Consider the following 16,294-nt stretch of genomic DNA (forward strand, 5'->3'; position numbering starts at 1 on the left):
GTCGACCGCCGCGCGGCCACCGCACCCCGCCTACCCACCGCATGTCACAGGGCGGCTTGCATCGCGTAGCGGCTTCTCAGCTCCTCGGCCACCTTGTGGGAGGCCGGCTTACGCCCGGGCCTGCGGGGCGGCTCGGCGGGCGTCCCACCGGTAGCGGGAGGCCGGTGCGGACCGACCTCGGCATCGCCCGGTGCTAGGCCGTCCCCGGCCCGTTTCCCGCCCACCGGCTCCGCACCCGCGGAGCCGGACCCCTCCCCTTCCTGGGTCGGATCGAGGCCGCCCCGGCGGTCCAGCGGGCTGTCGATTCCGTCCTCGTCCATGATCCGGGTGTGCACGTCGAGGGCGTCGCCGTATTGGGTGGCGACGCGTTCCCACACTCTCGGCGAGGGTCCGGGACGGCCGTTCGCTCCGCCGAAGGGGGCGGCCACGTCGATCAGGGCATACCGCGCCGCGACGGGGGTGAACCCCGTGCGCCTCATCAGCTCCACGCACCGGTCTGTGACCTCCGCGAGCGCGGGCCGGTCCGCCGCGGTGTGGGCGAGCATCGCGGTGAGCAGCGGGACCAGAGCCTCGGGCGCCCCTGACAGGTCCGGTGGCCGGGTCTCGTCGGCGACCTGGGCGACGATGCCTGGCCAGCCCTGACCGTCGTACGGGTAGTGGCCGGCCGCCGCGTACAGCAGGACCGTGCCCAGACCGTACACGTCGGCCGGTGTCTGCACTGGGGAGCGGCCCAGCGCCTGCTCGGGCGGCATGCAGCGGACCGTACCGATGATCATGCCGTCATGCGTGAGGGTGTCCTTGCTCGCATCGAGGAAGGCGCCCAGTCCGAAGTCGATCAGGATCGGGCCGTACTCGCCGAGCATGACGTTCTGCGGCTTGAGGTCACGGTGCAGCAGATCGACGGCGTGCACCGCCTCCAGGCCCTCGGCGAGCAGCGCGCCAAGGCTGGCGACCAGCGGCACCGGGAGGGTGCCGGCGCCGCCCACCTGCTCGTGGACGGTCCGACCGGGCACGTACTCGACCGCCATCCACGGCTCGTCGGCGTACGGGTCGGCGTCGAGGAAGCGGGCGACCCGGTTGGTTCCCACGACCGTCCGTGCGATGAGCGCCTCTCTCTCGAAGCGTGCCCGGGTGGCCTGATCAAGTCTGTCGTTCCTGATCACCTTCACCGCGACCGGGTCGCCGCCGGGTGAGTAGGCCAGATAGACCTGTCCCATGCCCCCCGCGCCCAGCTCACGCTCCACCGTGTAGCGACCGATCCGCGTGGGCACCTCAGTCATCTCTGCAGCGTCACCCTCTCGTACCCACCTGTCCGGGAACGTCGCACTTTCGCCGAAGGTTCAACCTATCGCCGGGACCGGGGTGCCGTCATCGGCTTCAGCCTCTGACGTCAGAGAGCGCTAGTCCGGCCGCGTGCGCGACAGCCCTGTGGCGACCGCCGGCACCGCTCACCGTACGCAGTCACGTAGCTGCCGGGCGAACGACGTCAGATCCCTCATGTCCTCAGGCGGCAGCGGATCGTCGTCGAAGTGGGCGATCCGGTTCCTGATGGCCTGCACGCGCTGGAGATGGTGGACGAACTGACCGCGATCCAGCCCCGGGCGACCCAGCGCGGCCCAGTTCGCGTCGGCGCGCTGGGCCAGCGCGGACCTTCTCTGCCGCCCGTCGAGAAGCATCACGTAGTCGCCGAACATCAGATCCTCCACCCTGCCGGTGCGCTGTTCGGCCCTCCGGTTCGTCGCCTGCACGGCGATGACCGCCCCAGCGTCCAGCCGGGACCCCAGCCACCGGCGCAGCAGCGACTCGATCTCCCCGAGCAGGAAGAACGGCCGGGCGGTGTTCTGGAACCGGCGGACGATCTCCCGGTAGGTGACGATGCCGGATATCCGACCGTCCTGCCCCCGCACCAGCACATAACCGTGATCGACAAGCATCGGCAGACAGCTGAAGAGGTCCTCCCGGCTGTCGAACACCGGCAGCGACTCCTGCTGCATGGCGTTCTCCAGGGTCGCGTCCCAGCCGTTCTCGTACATGAGGGCAATCGACTTCCAGGTGACCACTCCGTGGAGCTCGGTCATGTTGCTGACGACGGGGATCTGATTGTAGCCCTCGTAGCGCATGAGGTAAGAAGCCTGACTCAGCTCGGCACCCGGGGAGACGCACTGCAGACCGACCACTGCCGAGGGCAGGTCTCCCAGAAGCAGGCGCTGCGGCAACGCCCCCGGTGGCAGCGGATCGGCCGGGACGGCAGGGTCCTCCTCCGGCGCCACCGCCGCAGGGGCCGCGACCGGCACGAGCCGCACCCGGGCAAGGGTCGGGCAGGTGGAGAAGTCGGGGAGCGTCGTCAGTCCGGCAACGGCCAGGGACTCGTTTATCTCCCGGATGATGCCGGTCTGCCGCACCCGCACCGCATACATGGCCAGGAGCTCGGACAGCGCAAGCTCCGCCCCCTTGAGGGCGATCAGCTCCGCCGTCGTCGGCTTCCGCATCAGCGCTCCCCCTCGTCGTCGGGGGCGCCGCGGACGACAGTGGTGCGCTTGCCCATGGCCCGGAAGGCGAGGTCTTCCAGCGCGGCGGCGCGGGCCTCGAAGAACGCGACGTAGTCGCCTGCCCGCAGCGCCTTCGCGTCGATGAGATGGGTCGAGATCACGTCGTCGAACCACTCGGGTCGCATGTCGGCCGCCGCGGCCAAGGGCTCCAGATAGGCGGCCGGAGCGCCGCTGAGAGATTGGGCCGCACGGAGCGACAAGGGCGTCTTGTTGATGACGGAGCCGGCCGGGTAGCGCTCGTCCAGATTCCTGCGCATCCAGTTCTTCGGGAAGATCTGGCACACGTCGACCCCGTATTCCACCAGCCGGCCCGGAGCCATCGGGCCGTCGGTGTAGTGCCAGTCCACGGCGCCCTGCCGGATCAGGAGCGCGAAGATGCCCTTGTATGCGGCGCTGTTGCGCGTCTTGAGGCTGAGCAGGCGCTCGGGAAGGAAGTAGGAGTCGGCGATCGTGTCCGGGACTTCGCCGTCGTCACGGATCCATGCGATCAGTTGCTCCACGTCACGGGTGAAGCGGGTCTCCGTCGATCCGCCGTACATCTCACCGAGTACCCCGCACCAGTACCACCGAGTGACCTTCTCAGTCGCTTCGGGGGTGTCGAGTTCTTCACCGAGGATCGCCCGGACAGCGGCCAGCGGCACCACCTGTGTGCGGTACGGCAGGTCCGCGGTACGGACGATGCACTGCGTGAACAGGAACTCGCCGACCCACGCGAAGGATGCCTGCAGTCGGGGAGCCAGCTCCTGGAAGTCCTCCAGCGGAAGCTCCAGAAGATCGCGCCGCTTGCAGGAGACACCCACCGCGGGATCAAGCAGCTTGCGGTTCCATGTTCGCACCAGGGCAACTGACTGGAGGAAGTCGCTGTTTGTGAGACCGTCATCGAGGTCCACCTCCAAACGGCCGAACACCGGGTACCGCTCTGCCAAGCTCTCCTTCACCGAGCGCCAGACGGAGGGAAGGTCGTAGTACTCGCCTGTGCGACTCGTGTACGTGCGGTCCCCTGCATAAGTGGCCGTCAGCAGTTCGAAGACGTTGAGCGGGACGCCTCCGGTGTTCACCCGCTCGAAGACCGCGCAGACGGCGTCCATGGAGGTCGACGAGGACAGGTTGATCATCGGTACCTGAAACGACCTGACCGGGTGCAGCACCTGGTCTTCAAACTTGATCCAGAGGTCGAAGTTCTGTGCCTCGTCGGCTCTTTCGTACTCCCGGCGCCAGGCGTTGACGCGCTGGGTGTCGAAGACGATCCGGAGCGGGAACAGGCCCGCGGCGCACTCACCCGAGGTCTCGCTGAGGTCGTGCACGACCTTGCGCCCGAAGTCCCTGCGCAGGATCCGGTCCTCCGGCACAGACACGATCGCCTCGTCACGGTCGGACGCTGACCCGGTCGCCTTGACGACGTCGACGTAGTACCAGTGACGGACCGGCTTGCCGCGGGTATTCACGGTCCGCACCGGCGCATCGGCCACGTATAAAGCCTGAAAGAGAGAGGTCAGGCGCTGCTGGCCGTCCAGCAGTAGGAGACTGGGCTCTCGCTCGGCCCCTGACTCGGCACCCGTGAGCGGCTTGGTACGGAAGCGGGAGGCGCCGCCGGTCTCCAGGGTCATCGTGACGCCCAGGGGGTAGTCGAGCGTCACCGTCGCGATGATTGCCCGAATGCGGTCGTCGTCCCACTTCCAGTCCCTCTGGAAGTCGGGAAGCTGAAGCCTGCCCGTGGCGACGTCACCGAGAAGTGTCTTGAGATTTGCGCTGTCCAGCCCTGCCACGTGCCTCGTTCCCCACCCTCGCAACTTCTCGGACAAGGTATTGCACCAAGGGATGCCTGCGCCGTCAACGGCGATTTGACGCCACATCACACATGCGTAGGCCCAGCCCGTAACTGGCTGTTCTCTATCCGCTCGGGTGGTCGGTGATGTTCGAACAGGGGCCTGGTGCGGGTGAGTTTGCCGGTGGGGGTGCATGGAAGAAGGGCCTCTTGGTAGCTCGCGGATGTCGAGTCCAGCGAGGAGCAAGAGGCCCTGTTGTCGAAGTGTCGCGTGGTCACGGTTGTCGGGTCCAGTTGGTCCACTCCTGGGTGTGACTGTCTCGCCCACAGGTTCGGGAATGCGGCCGACCGGCCGGGTCGCCGGCCGCGGTACGGCTCGGACATGAGCGATGCCGAGTGGGCTCTGGTGCGGGATCTGCTGCCGGTTCCCGGGTGGCTGGCGGGCCGGGGCGGGCGGCCGGAGGGCTACTGTCACCGACAGATGCTCGACGCGATCCGCTACCTCGTCGACAACGGCATCAAGTGGCGGGCGATGCCGTCGGACTTCCCGCCCTGGCCTCGGGTCTACGCCTTCTTCGCCCGCTGGCGGGATGGGGGACTCGTGGCCGAGTTGCACGACCGGCTGCGTGAGGCTGCCCGCGAGGCCGAGGGACGTGAACGTGAGCCCAGTGCGGGGGTCATCGACTCGCAGTCGGTGAAGGCGGACGCCACCGTCGCTCTCACCTCTCGCGGCTTCGACGCCGGGAAGAAGGTCAACGGGCGCAAGCGGCACCTGCTCACCGACACGCTCGGGCTACTGCTGGCGGTGCTGGTCACGCCTGCGTCGACCACCGACCGGGACGCCGCCCGCGTTCTGCTGCCGGCGGCCCAGGACCGCTTCGGGCGGCTGGCACGGGTCTGGGCCGACGGCGGCTACACCGGCCACCTCGTCGACTGGAGTGCAACACAGCTCGGCATCGCACTCGACATCGTCCGCCGCAGCGACACCGCCCGCGGCTTTGAGGCCCTGCCCCGCCGCTGGGTCGTGGAACGGTCGTTCGCCTGGTGCCTGCGCAGCCGGCGTCTGGTCCGTGACTACGAGCGGCGCACCGACACCAGCGAAGCCGTCATTCTGTGGTCGATGTCCATGCTCACGAGCCGCCGCCTGGCCGCCCGGCACCAGGGTCCTGCTCCGATGCGGGCAGCGTGAATCTGCCCGCCTTCTTCTCGACCAGCCAGCCTCGTTCCACCAGCCGCTTCAGCCGTGCTCTGGCTCCCTCGACACGGGAGGCCGACGCGCTGTCCCAGCCCAGCACCACCGCCGCCCGCCGGGCACCGAGCCCGTCGTCTCCCGCATCGGCCGCAGCAGCCATCAACGCCTGATAGTCCGGCGACAACTCCTCCACTTCACTCGCCTGTCGCCGGTGAGGCACCGCCCGGCGTGGACCGACCGGCTTCCTCCGCGACCCCTCACCGACCACGTCGGCAGGCACGTCCTCCTCAGCCAGCGCCTCCAGATACTGCTCCAGGCCGATCACCCGGCACCAGTGCACCTCTTCCGCCTCCGCCAGAGCCGCCCGCACCCGTTCCAACTCGGCTTCGAGCTGCTTCACCTCCGCGGCCGCGGCCTTCCGCCGCGTTTCCAAAACCGCCCGCATCGACGGCATCCGCCACCTCCACGACATCTCACCCGGCAACGAGCCGAGACTCCCGCAGCAGCAGCTACTTCATGCCTGACCAGCAAAGACCTCACACGAGGTTCGGAAAGAGAACGACCTCTAAGGCACGAAGGTCGGCTCGGGCACGGGTGCGGCACCAAGAACGGTTAACACAGTGAAACAGGTCGAGCAATCACCCGATCGACCCACAAAACCGCAGCTCAGGCGGTCTTCTCGGTCCTCACCAGCACCGCCACGCTCTCCATGTGGCGGGCGGAAGGTATCGATCTGCGCGAAGCCGCAAGAACATGCAGGTCAGAGCCTGTTCTCCGAAGCTGCAAGGGGGCCGTCAAAGGCTCGGAGGGTCAAACGAGCGTCATGGTGGAGACACGACGACAGCCGCACGATGGAGCGCTGCGAGACGGTACACCCACTGCCCGACCGGCCCCTGCCAGCATCAGTCCGAGGCACCCGTACGGGTGACCTGCGCGTCGACAGCGGATCCCCCGCCCTATGTTGGCCCTCCTGCCCCCATGCCGTCGAGTGGAGCTGGAGTGATGAAGTACGCGTTGACAAAGCCGCAGGTCGGCCTGCTCCGCGAGGTCGCGGCTGCTTCCACTGCGATGCCCGTTCCGTCTTCCCGGACTCAGACGGCCTGGGCTCTGGAGAAGCGCGGACTGATCAAGAGGACCTGGCGTGGAAGCGGGCACGTTGCCGTGGTCACTGCGGACGGCCGCTACTACCTCAAGCACGGTAAGCACCCCCAACAGGTGCAGGCCGATAGGGAACGGTTGGAGGGCGATGCCGTCCAGGCAGCGAGGGCTCCAGCCGATGGTGCCGAGTTGATCTCCCGCCTGCGGTCGACCTCAGGGAAGATCACGGTGCCCGATCCTGCTGCACAGACCCGAGGCCGGTGGCGGGCCGCTTACTACGACGCACTCCACCACGGGCACGTGCCGGCAGGGCACAAACTGCGGTGGAACGGCCGACAACGCGGCGACTGTTTGTTCACGCTGGTTGACGAGGAAGCCGAGAAGGCAGCTCAGCCTCCTCCGGTTCCGGCCGTCGACGTGCCGGAGACCCTGGATCGCCCTCATCATCTCGTTCGTGCGACACGCAGGGCCCTCGGCCGGTCCCAGAGCACGGTCGACACCCGGGGCAAGCCAGAAGTCATCCCGCTGTACCTGTCGCGCCCACTCGCCGACCGGGCTCTGCGGATCATGCACGCGCTGTTGACCGAGGCGGAAAGCCGCGGACACACGGTCGAGACCCAGACCGACCTGAAGCGCGGTGAAGCCGAGCACACGCTGGCCATCACGATCCGGGGCCGGGCCTTCCCCCTCGTTCTCACGGAACGGACGACCAAGGTCCCGCACGAGCCGACCCCGCAGCAGCTCCGCCGACAGCATCGGAACCCCTGGACGCGCCTGCCCAAGTACGACCAGAAGTTCAACGGCCGCCTCGCCCTCGGCGCGCCCGCCGGAACTTGGTATCAGCACTCGTACTCTTACAGCGACGGTGCTCGGTGGACGCTGGAGTCGCGGCTGGGACACCTCCTGCAAGACCTCGAACGCCTCGCGGCGGAAGCCGAACGCCGCGAGCGGGAGAAGGAATCACGCGAGGCCGAACAGCGGCGGCGCTGGTACGCGGCCGTCGCGCTGGCTCGCGAGAAGCAGATCGAGCAACACCGGGCGACGGTTCTGACCGGGCAGGTGCGGGGTTGGCGGCAGGCCGCCGAGATCCGCGCCTTCTGCCAGGCGGCCCGTGCCCGAGCCGGAGACGCACCGGTTGCCACGGATGAGGCGGACTGGCTGCAGTGGGCCGAGTCGTATGCAGAGCAACTCGACCCACTCCAGGACTCCTTGCACACTCCACCGAATCCACCAGCAAAGCGGGAGGAGCTGCGTGAATTGGCGAACGTCGATGTCTACGCCTACCCCTGGCCGTTCGACACAGCAGGCCACTGGACACGTCGCGACGACGAGCCGGCCCATCTGCTCACGTAATCCGGCCCTGTGCAGCCCATAGACGACTTCGCCCTGTCGGGAAAGGACAGGGCGAAGGGCTCATGCGGCGATGGTGAGCGGGGTTTCCATACGTTCCCAGGCTCCGAGGACAGCCTTGTGGGCGTCCGGTTGCAGGTGTGCGTAACGCTGGGTGGTCTGGAAGCTCTCGTGGCCGAGGAGGTGCTGGACCTCGTAGAGCGAGACGCCCTTTTGGACCAGCCATGAGGCGCAGGTGTGGCGCATGGCATGCGGGGGATAGTGCGGGACGAGCTGCAATTCACCATCGTCGCCGAAGTAGTAGGCAGCTTCGACAGCGGGCCACCAGGTCTGTGGACGCCAGTTGCTGTCGGCCAGGAGGCGCCCGGAGCGGCCCTTGGTGATGGTGGTGAAGACCACCGCGTCGCGGTCGAGCCGGTGGATGTGGCGTTCGAGAGCCTCCAGGACGTGGGGTGGGAGCGGGACTTCACGGCGGCTCCTGGAACTCTTGGGGTACTCCTTGATGCCGCTCTTGGTGTTGACCTCCACCACGAACAGGCGGGAGCGTCGTGTGTCGATGCGGTGGCGGTGCAGGCCGGACAGCTCGCCCCAGCGCAGCCCGGTATAGAAGCCGAGCAGGCACATAGTGCGCCAGGCGGGGGCCAGTCCGTCGAGGATGCTCTGCGCTTGGTCGGGTGTGAACCACTGCGGTGGTTTGACGGCGATGGCCGGCAGGTCGATGCTGCGGCACGGGCTTACCGCGATCACGTCGTCGTCGACCGCCGCACGCATGATGGACGACGTCAGGTTGTAGGCCCGCTTGATCGCGGAGGCCCCCGCTCCCTTCTCGACAAGGGAGCGGATCCAGCTTTGGACGTCCATGCGGGTGATGGTCCGCATCTCCCAGTCCGCCCAGTAGGGCAGGACGTGGTTCTTGATACTGGACCCGTCGCCTCGCAGGGTATGAGGCTCGACGATGCGGGCGTTCCACCATCGGTCGTGCCACTCCCGGAACGCGATTTCACCGACCCGCGGGTCGCGCATGCCTCCGCGGGCGAACTGGGTTTCCAACTCGATGCCCCACGCGCGCGCCTGGGCCTTGAGGGGGAAGGACTCGCTGAACCGGTCTCCTGCCCGGTTGCGTACGGTCGCCTGCCACTTTCCGGATTTCAGTTTTCGCAGGTACGAGGTCGTACTCCTTCGTTCGGGGCGGTGAGGGCCGGGCTGACGGAGAGGGGTTAGCGGCGGGGGTGGGAGGAAGTGACCGACCGGCTGGTGATGAACTCCTCCAGTGCAGCGGCAGGGACACGGATGCGCGAGCGGCCGGTGCCGGTGCGCAGGTCGACGACGGGTAGTTCCCCAGCGGCGATGAAGCGGTAAACGGTGCGGCGGTCGACGTCCAAGGCGGCGGCGACAGCGGGAATGGACAACAGGCGTGCGGCCAAGAGTGAGTCCTGGAAGGTGTAGGGGAGTTGGCGCCCTTCGCGCCGTCTGCGGGATTCGACCGGCCAGATCAAAGGGCAACCAGCGCTGTTAGGGAAGTAGGACTTCGCGGCGCGGAGCAGGCACTACGCGAAAGGTGGCACCATGTGACGGCAGCGTTCGTGGCAGGACCGTGGCTACGGACGAGGCATCCGGGTGGAAGCCTGCGCTCTGCGCATCAGGCGGGGTGCGGGGCCGAAGTCATCGGTTGAGTTCACCGGGAAGTGCCATGACCTCAGTCAGGTGAGGCCAGTCGATCTCGGCGTCCTCCAAGCGGAAGCAATGCGGGTAGCGCAGGGCCAGCCAACTCGGGTTCATTCCGGCCCACTCGGCGACGCCCCAAGCGGAAACTCCCCCTCTTGAGCCACCCCACCAGGCAGACCTCGCGAAGGCTGGAGACCTTCTCCCCCAAGCCTGCTTCCAGTTCATCCGGCCGCAGCACGGCCTCGCGAGCCTGCCGCCACACCGTCAGGTAGGCAGAAGACGACAACTGCCCACCCTGCTCACCAGGAAACAGCCAATCGCCGGGCCCCAGGTCGGCGTGCTGATCCAGCGCCGAAGCACACCAGCAAGCTCGGGAGTGACAGGAACCTTCCTGCTCTTCTTCCCACGGACCAGCAACTCGCCAAAACCTTCTTCCGGGAGAGTCACATCGGCCGCACGAAGGCCGATCGCCTCACCGGGGTGCAATGCCGCCGACACCAAGGAGAGCAGGAACGGGTACACGGCGCGCTCGCTCTCGGTATCCTCCTGCACTCGTTCGAGCAGGGACCGGACCTGCGCCGGGGACAGCATGGCCGCTTCATCTATTGCAGGGACGGACACGGTTACTTGACTCCTCACATAGAACTGCGGACGCACGCACAGTGCATCCAGGGACTAGATTCAATGGTCCGGAGAATCGCCGGTTTGCCTAACCGGCGATGACCGGCTATGTTGCCCCGCGCCCACGGTCGAGGTGACATCGCAGAGTGCCACCGGCTGCTTCCGCCGCTTCCCGCCAACCGCTCTAGCTTTGCTTGAAGTCGGCGATCTAATCCAGTCCGTTCCGGCCTGAATCCGTCTGCCGTCGGCGAATCATCGGGAACGCCACACCTCTCGACGGCACCACGAACACTCGAATCGAGCAGGCGTCTTCTAAACGCCTACTCCTTCCGCCTCTGGGAACAGATCGGCGCAGACCGCCGCTGGCAGCCCTTCGGCACCGTGTGCCGTGGTCGCCGGCAGAGCGATGAACGGAAGTCGCGATCTGCTCTACCTACTTGGCAGAGTCCTGGGATCATCGGTCTGTCCCGAGCGAGCGACATGAACTGACTGGCTGTTCTCTATCCGCTCGGGTGGTCGGTGATGTTCGAACAGGGGCCTGGTGCGGGTGAGTTTGCCGGTGGGGGTGCATGGAAGAAGGGCCTCTTGGTAGCTCGCGGATGTCGAGTCCAGCGAGGAGCAAGAGGCCCTGTTGTCGAAGTGTCGCGTGGTCACGGTTGTCGGGTCCAGTTGGTCCACTCCTGGGTGTGACTGTCTCGCCCACAGGTTCGGGAATGCGGCCGACCGGCCGGGTCGCCGGCCGCGGTACGGCTCGGACATGAGCGATGCCGAGTGGGCTCTGGTGCGGGATCTGCTGCCGGTTCCCGGGTGGCTGGCGGGCCGGGGCGGGCGGCCGGAGGGCTACTGTCACCGACAGATGCTCGACGCGATCCGCTACCTCGTCGACAACGGCATCAAGTGGCGGGCGATGCCGTCGGACTTCCCGCCCTGGCCTCGGGTCTACGCCTTCTTCGCCCGCTGGCGGGATGGGGGACTCGTGGCCGAGTTGCACGACCGGCTGCGTGAGGCTGCCCGCGAGGCCGAGGGACGTGAACGTGAGCCCAGTGCGGGGGTCATCGACTCGCAGTCGGTGAAGGCGGACGCCACCGTCGCTCTCACCTCTCGCGGCTTCGACGCCGGGAAGAAGGTCAACGGGCGCAAGCGGCACCTGCTCACCGACACGCTCGGGCTACTGCTGGCGGTGCTGGTCACGCCTGCGTCGACCACCGACCGGGACGCCGCCCGCGTTCTGCTGCCGGCGGCCCAGGACCGCTTCGGGCGGCTGGCACGGGTCTGGGCCGACGGCGGCTACACCGGCCACCTCGTCGACTGGAGTGCAACACAGCTCGGCATCGCACTCGACATCGTCCGCCGCAGCGACACCGCCCGCGGCTTTAAGGCCCTGCCCCGCCGCTGGGTCGTGGAACGGTCGTTCGCCTGGTGCCTGCGCAGCCGGCGTCTGGTCCGTGACTACGAGCGGCGCACCGACACCAGCGAAGCCGTCATTCTGTGGTCGATGTCCATGCTCACGAGCCGCCGCCTGGCCGCCCGGCACCAGGGTCCTGCTCCGATGCGGGCAGCGTGAATCTGCCCGCCTTCTTCTCGACCAGCCAGCCTCGTTCCACCAGCCGCTTCAGCCGTGCTCTGGCTCCCTCGACACGGGAGGCCGACGCGCTGTCCCAGCCCAGCACCACCGCCGCCCGCCGGGCACCGAGCCCGTCGTCTCCCGCATCGGCCGCAGCAGCCATCAACGCCTGATAGTCCGGCGACAACTCCTCCACTTCACTCGCCTGTCGCCGGTGAGGCACCGCCCGGCGTGGACCGACCGGCTTCCTCCGCGACCCCTCACCGACCACGTCGGCAGGCACGTCCTCCTCAGCCAGCGCCTCCAGATACTGCTCCAGGCCGATCACCCGGCACCAGTGCACCTCTTCCGCCTCCGCCAGAGCCGCCCGCACCCGTTCCAACTCGGCTTCGAGCTGCTTCACCTCCGCGGCCGCGGCCTTCCGCCGCGTTTCCAAAACCGCCCGCATCGACGGCATCCGCCACCTCCACGACATCTCACCCGGCAACGAGCCGAGACTCCCGCAGCAGCAGCTACTTCATGCCTGACCAGCAAAGACCTCACACGAGGTTCGGAAAGAGAACGACCTCTGAGGTGGCACCGTGCCGAGCGTCTACACAGACCTCACCAAAGAGGCTGGCAAATTGGGCGGTCCCGATGCTCTACGGGCCTACTATCGGCACGTGGGGCGCAGGCAGGGCGTCATCATTGGCGCGGCCGTCGTCGGCGTGAGCGTGGGCGGGACCCTCCTCTACAACGAGTTGTGCGCCCGTGGCACAGCCGCCAGCGCTGAGTCGGCATGCGAGAGCACCACAGAGGTACCGCCCCTTGACGGGAGGACCGACGCGTGAGCGACTAACTCCCGACGGTCGCAGACTTCCGGCACGAATCTTCCATCCAGCAGAGTTCGAACGGTGCGCTTGCGCCCCGTTGCAGTCCCGCTATCCGGGGCTGTGGGCGGTCAAGGGCGACCGACCATAACTTCGGCCGTGACGCACGCCCCTACGGTGTAGAGCATCGAGCGGATCGTGGCCCTGGTCCCGGTCGCCGGTGCCGACCAGGAGGGCGATGCCGTGCCCGGTGACGCTGGTACTGGTTGGGGCGAGGACGGTCCTTTGCTAACAGTTAGAGGCCATCCGTACGCTGAGGGCGCGCGTTCGCGGCTACGGGGAGGGGGCGGTTGTGTCGAGACGTAGGAAGATCACGGTCATGGTGACGGCGGTCGTGTTGACCGTGTCGACGCCGTTCTTCTGGCTGCTGGACAGCCCGGATACCGGCCAGTTGGTTGCCGCCTCAGTCCAGGGCACCACTGGTATTGCCGCCCTGGTTTGGGCACTGCTGCAGTCCTCAGCGACCCCGCAGCCCGGGGTTGTGGTGGTCGATACCGGGAAGGCCAAGGCCACCGGTGGAGGCCGGGCGTCTACCGGCGTGCGACGCCCCCAAGATGCCGGGAGCGGGGCGATTCGGGCGGAGCGAACCGGGGACGCCAGTGCGGACGGGCCTGACAGCAGCGCAAGCACGGGTATCGACTTCAGCTGACCGGGCCGGAACGGCCAGAGCGGGTATGGGAGGTTTCTGTCCGATGGAACGATGGCCCAATCGCCGCCCCGGCCCGGACGGTGACCCCAACACTGATTCTGAGATCGCGGACGCAAAACGCGAACCCTCGGTCACCGCCGCGGACACTGGCATCGCCACCGCTCGCGATGGCGCCACGGCGGTGACCGGTTACACCGGACCGGCCCCAGGCACCGCTAGCCCGGTGCAGGTGAGCCGTACGGGGGCCGCCATTGCCAGCGAGGGCGGTCTGGCCGTCTCCGGATACCTGGCGATCGATCGCTTCACCCTGGTGCAGCAGGCTGCGCCGCGCACACCTGCCACCTGGCCGCACCAAGTCGGTGTACTCCCACCCCGCGCCCAGTCCTTCCAGCACAGGGCCGAAGCCGACCAGTTGCGCGCGGCGGTCGACGGCGGGGGCACCGCGGTACTCACCCAGGTACTGACCGGGACCGGCGGGGTGGGCAAGACCCAACTGGCCGCCGACTATGCCCGGACCGCCTGGGACAGCGGCGAGGTCGACGTACTGGTGTGGATCAGCGCGAGCAGCCGCTCAGCGATCACGGCCGGGTACGCGCAGGCCGGCGTAGAGATCCTTGCCGCTGATCCCAGCGATCCGGAGCGGGCCGCCCGGGCGTTCCTAGCCTGGCTGGAGCCCAAGGCCGAACAGAAGCCGTGCCGGTGGCTGGTCGTACTCGACGATGTCGCGGATCCTGCCGATATGCGCGGCTGCTGGCCGCCCACCAACCGCCACGGCCGAGTCCTGGTCACCACGCGACGTCGCGAGGCCGCCCTGACCGGAGCAGGCCGACGCCTGGTGACTGTGGGCTTGTTCACCCCTCGAGAAGCCGCTGCCTACTTCTCCGATGTACTCAACGCTCACGACCGCCACGAGCCAAGCGACCAGATCAACGCTCTCGCCACCGACCTGGGATACCTGCCTCTCGCCTTGGCCCAGGCCGTGGCCTACATCATCGACGCGGACCTGGCCTGTACCTCCTACCGAGAGATGCTGGCTGATCGGATCAGGAAGCTAGCCGATTTGCTGCCGGGGTCCGGTTCACTGCCGGACGACCAGACCGCCACCGTGGCCGCCACTTGGTCCCTGTCCGTAGAGCATGCAGACCGGCTTCATCCCGTGGGACTGGCCCGCCCGATGCTTCAACTCTGCGCGATGCTCGATGCCAACGGAATCCCCGAGGCGGTCCTCACCAGCGAACCGGCTGTGACCCACCTTGCCTTCCATCGCCCCCATGGACAGCAGACACCGGCCCCTGCGACAGCCGAGGACTCGGTCCATGCGTTGCGCGCACTGCATCGCCTCAGCCTGATCAATCACAGCCCCGCCACCCCCCACCAGGCGGTGCGTGTCCACCAACTCATTCAACGGGCCGCGCGCGAGGTCCTCAGTCCTTCGCAGCGCGACCAACTCGCCGACACCGCCGCCGATGCCCTGCTCTCAGCCTGGCCAGACATCGAACGCGACACCAACCTCGCGCAGTCCTTGCGTGCCAACACTCTGGCACTCACCCAGCACGCCGCAGGCGTCCAATTCCACGTCGTGGTGTATCGCGCTGGCCTGAGCCTGGGCGAGTCCGGGCAAGTTGCCGCTGCCCGTGACTACTTTCAACGCCTGGCTGCTGAGGCCGAAGCTCACCTCTACCCCGATCACGCCGTCGCCTTGATAGCCCGGCACAATTTCGCCTCTTGGCGGGGGAGGGCGGGGGATGCGGCGGGCGCTGCCACCGCCCTCGCGGAACTACTGGAGCAGATGAGCCGAGTGTTTGGCCCCGACGACCCCAATACCTTGACCACCGGCAGTGATCTGGCCCTGTGGCGGGGGGAGGCGGGGGATGCGGCGGGCGCCGCCACCGCCTTCGCGGAGTTACTGGAGCAACTGACCAGGATGCTGGACCCCGACCACCCCAGCATCCTAAGCACCAGGGCCAATCTCGCCAGGTGGCGGGGGGAGGCAGGGGATGCAGCGGGCGCCGCCACCGCCTACACCGAACTGCTGGCCGACCAGCTACGAGTACTGGGCCCCGACCACCCCAGCACCCTGACTGGTCGGCACAACGTGGCCCTGTGGCGGGGGGAGGCGGGGAATGCAGCGGGCGCCGCCACCGCCTACACCGAACTGCTGGCCGACCAGCTACGAGTACTGGGCCCCGACCACCCTGACACCCTGGGCAGCCGACATGGCCTCGCACACTGGCGGGGGGAAGCGGGGGATGCAGCGGGCGCCGCTGCCGCCTACACCGAACTGTTAGAACAGACGACCAGGGTGCTGGGCCCCGACCACCCCGACGCTCTCGCCACAATGGCCAACCTTGCGAACTGGCGGGGTGCGGCGGGGGATGTGGCGGGCGCCGCCACCACCCTTAGCGAACTGCTGGAGCGGATGACCAGAGTGCTGGGCCCCGACCACCCCAGGACTCTGAACACCAGGGGTAACATCGCGCACTGGCAGGGCGTGGCGGGGGATGCGGCGGGCGCCGCCACCACCTTTGCCGGACTGGTGGAGCAGATGACCAGAGTGCTGGGCCCCGACCACCCTGACACCCTGGGCAGCCGACATGGCCTCGCACACTCGCGATGGGAAGCAGGGGACGTAACCGGAGGCGCTACCATCCTTGCCGAACTACTAGGCGACCAGCTAAGGGTGTTGGGCCCTGACCATCCCGACACCCTCGGCACAAGGGCCACCCTCGCGAACTGGCGGGGCCTGACGGGGGATGTGGCGGGCGCCGCCACCACCCTTAGCGAACTGCTGGAGCGGATGACCAGAGTGCTGGGCCCCGACCACCCCATCGCCCTCGCCACCCGTAGTGCGCTCGCCCGGTGGCAGGGCCAGAAAGCGGATGTGGATCAAACGGTCGATTGATGAGCCAGATCAGTACGAGCCCACCCTACCCGTCGAGTGGGACCGGCGCGGTGCACTCAGCACCGGCCGA

13 protein-coding genes are annotated in these 16,294 nt (G+C 67.8%); 5 read left to right on the forward strand and 8 right to left on the reverse strand.

Annotated features, from left to right (window positions below):
- Window positions 1-44: 44 nt before the first annotated feature.
- The 3 genes from O7599_RS08530 to O7599_RS08540 all read right to left on the reverse strand — a co-directional run bounded on the left by O7599_RS08530 (window position 45) and on the right by O7599_RS08540 (window position 4,315).
- A complete protein-coding gene (locus O7599_RS08530; protein ID WP_281621519.1) occupies window positions 45-1,280 on the reverse strand; it encodes a serine/threonine-protein kinase in 1,236 nt (411 codons plus the stop codon).
- Window positions 1,281-1,448: 168 nt separating this feature from the next.
- Window positions 1,449-2,489 carry a CBS domain-containing protein gene (locus tag O7599_RS08535; RefSeq protein ID WP_348652595.1) on the reverse strand — a complete coding sequence of 347 codons (1,041 nt, stop codon included), beginning with the start codon at window positions 2,487-2,489 and terminating at the stop codon, window positions 1,449-1,451.
- On the reverse strand, window positions 2,489-4,315 hold the full coding sequence (locus O7599_RS08540) for a DUF262 domain-containing protein (protein WP_281621520.1): 1,827 nt from the start codon (window positions 4,313-4,315) through the stop codon (window positions 2,489-2,491). The genes O7599_RS08535 and O7599_RS08540 overlap by 1 nt, the downstream gene beginning before the upstream one ends.
- Before the next feature lie 381 nt (window positions 4,316-4,696).
- On the opposite strand from O7599_RS08540, the gene O7599_RS08545 reads away from it, so the two are divergent.
- Window positions 4,697-5,503 carry an IS5 family transposase gene (locus O7599_RS08545; RefSeq protein ID WP_281617731.1) on the forward strand — a complete coding sequence of 269 codons (807 nt, stop codon included), beginning with the start codon at window positions 4,697-4,699 and terminating at the stop codon, window positions 5,501-5,503.
- On the opposite strand, the gene O7599_RS08550 is transcribed toward O7599_RS08545, so the two are convergent.
- Complete coding sequence (locus O7599_RS08550; RefSeq protein ID WP_281623316.1) at window positions 5,445-5,951, reverse strand: hypothetical protein; 507 nt, start codon at window positions 5,949-5,951, stop codon at window positions 5,445-5,447. The two genes, O7599_RS08545 and O7599_RS08550, sit on opposite strands and share 59 nt — an antisense overlap.
- Window positions 5,952-6,508: 557 nt before the next feature.
- On the opposite strand from O7599_RS08550, the gene O7599_RS08555 reads away from it, so the two are divergent.
- A complete protein-coding gene (locus tag O7599_RS08555; protein ID WP_281621521.1) occupies window positions 6,509-7,957 on the forward strand; it encodes a hypothetical protein in 1,449 nt (482 codons plus the stop codon).
- Window positions 7,958-8,017: 60 nt separating this feature from the next.
- Here O7599_RS08555 and O7599_RS08560 read toward each other — a convergent pair whose 3' ends face one another.
- From O7599_RS08560 to O7599_RS08570, 3 genes are all read right to left on the reverse strand, one after another.
- The gene (locus tag O7599_RS08560) at window positions 8,018-8,977 is read right to left on the reverse strand and encodes a site-specific integrase (RefSeq protein ID WP_281621522.1); all 960 of its coding nucleotides are present in this window, start codon (window positions 8,975-8,977) and stop codon (window positions 8,018-8,020) included.
- A 194-nt stretch (window positions 8,978-9,171) separates the two neighbouring features.
- Complete coding sequence (locus O7599_RS08565) at window positions 9,172-9,378, reverse strand: helix-turn-helix domain-containing protein (RefSeq protein WP_281621523.1); 207 nt, start codon at window positions 9,376-9,378, stop codon at window positions 9,172-9,174.
- Window positions 9,379-9,883: 505 nt separating this feature from the next.
- Entirely contained in the window at window positions 9,884-10,240 is a 357-nt protein-coding gene (locus O7599_RS08570; RefSeq protein WP_281621524.1) for a hypothetical protein, read from the reverse strand.
- Window positions 10,241-10,997: 757 nt separating this feature from the next.
- On the opposite strand from O7599_RS08570, the gene O7599_RS08575 reads away from it, so the two are divergent.
- Window positions 10,998-11,804: an IS5 family transposase gene (locus tag O7599_RS08575; RefSeq protein WP_281619951.1), complete on the forward strand. Its 807-nt coding sequence runs from the start codon at window positions 10,998-11,000 to the stop codon at window positions 11,802-11,804.
- Here the strand turns inward: O7599_RS08575 and O7599_RS08580 are convergent.
- Window positions 11,746-12,252, reverse strand: coding sequence for a hypothetical protein (locus tag O7599_RS08580; RefSeq protein ID WP_281623316.1), 507 nt, complete (start codon window positions 12,250-12,252; stop codon window positions 11,746-11,748). The genes O7599_RS08575 and O7599_RS08580 overlap by 59 nt on opposite strands.
- 740 nt (window positions 12,253-12,992) lie before the next feature.
- Between O7599_RS08580 and O7599_RS08585 the strand changes: the two genes are divergently transcribed.
- The gene (locus tag O7599_RS08585) at window positions 12,993-13,322 is read left to right on the forward strand and encodes a hypothetical protein (protein WP_281621525.1); all 330 of its coding nucleotides are present in this window, start codon (window positions 12,993-12,995) and stop codon (window positions 13,320-13,322) included.
- A 43-nt stretch (window positions 13,323-13,365) separates the two neighbouring features.
- Entirely contained in the window at window positions 13,366-16,224 is a 2,859-nt protein-coding gene (locus O7599_RS08590; RefSeq protein WP_281621526.1) for a tetratricopeptide repeat protein, read from the forward strand.
- Window positions 16,225-16,294: the final 70 nt, after the last annotated feature.

The organism is Streptomyces sp. WMMC500 (assembly GCF_027497195.1).
Taxonomy (GTDB): Bacteria; Actinomycetota; Actinomycetes; order Streptomycetales; family Streptomycetaceae; genus Streptomyces.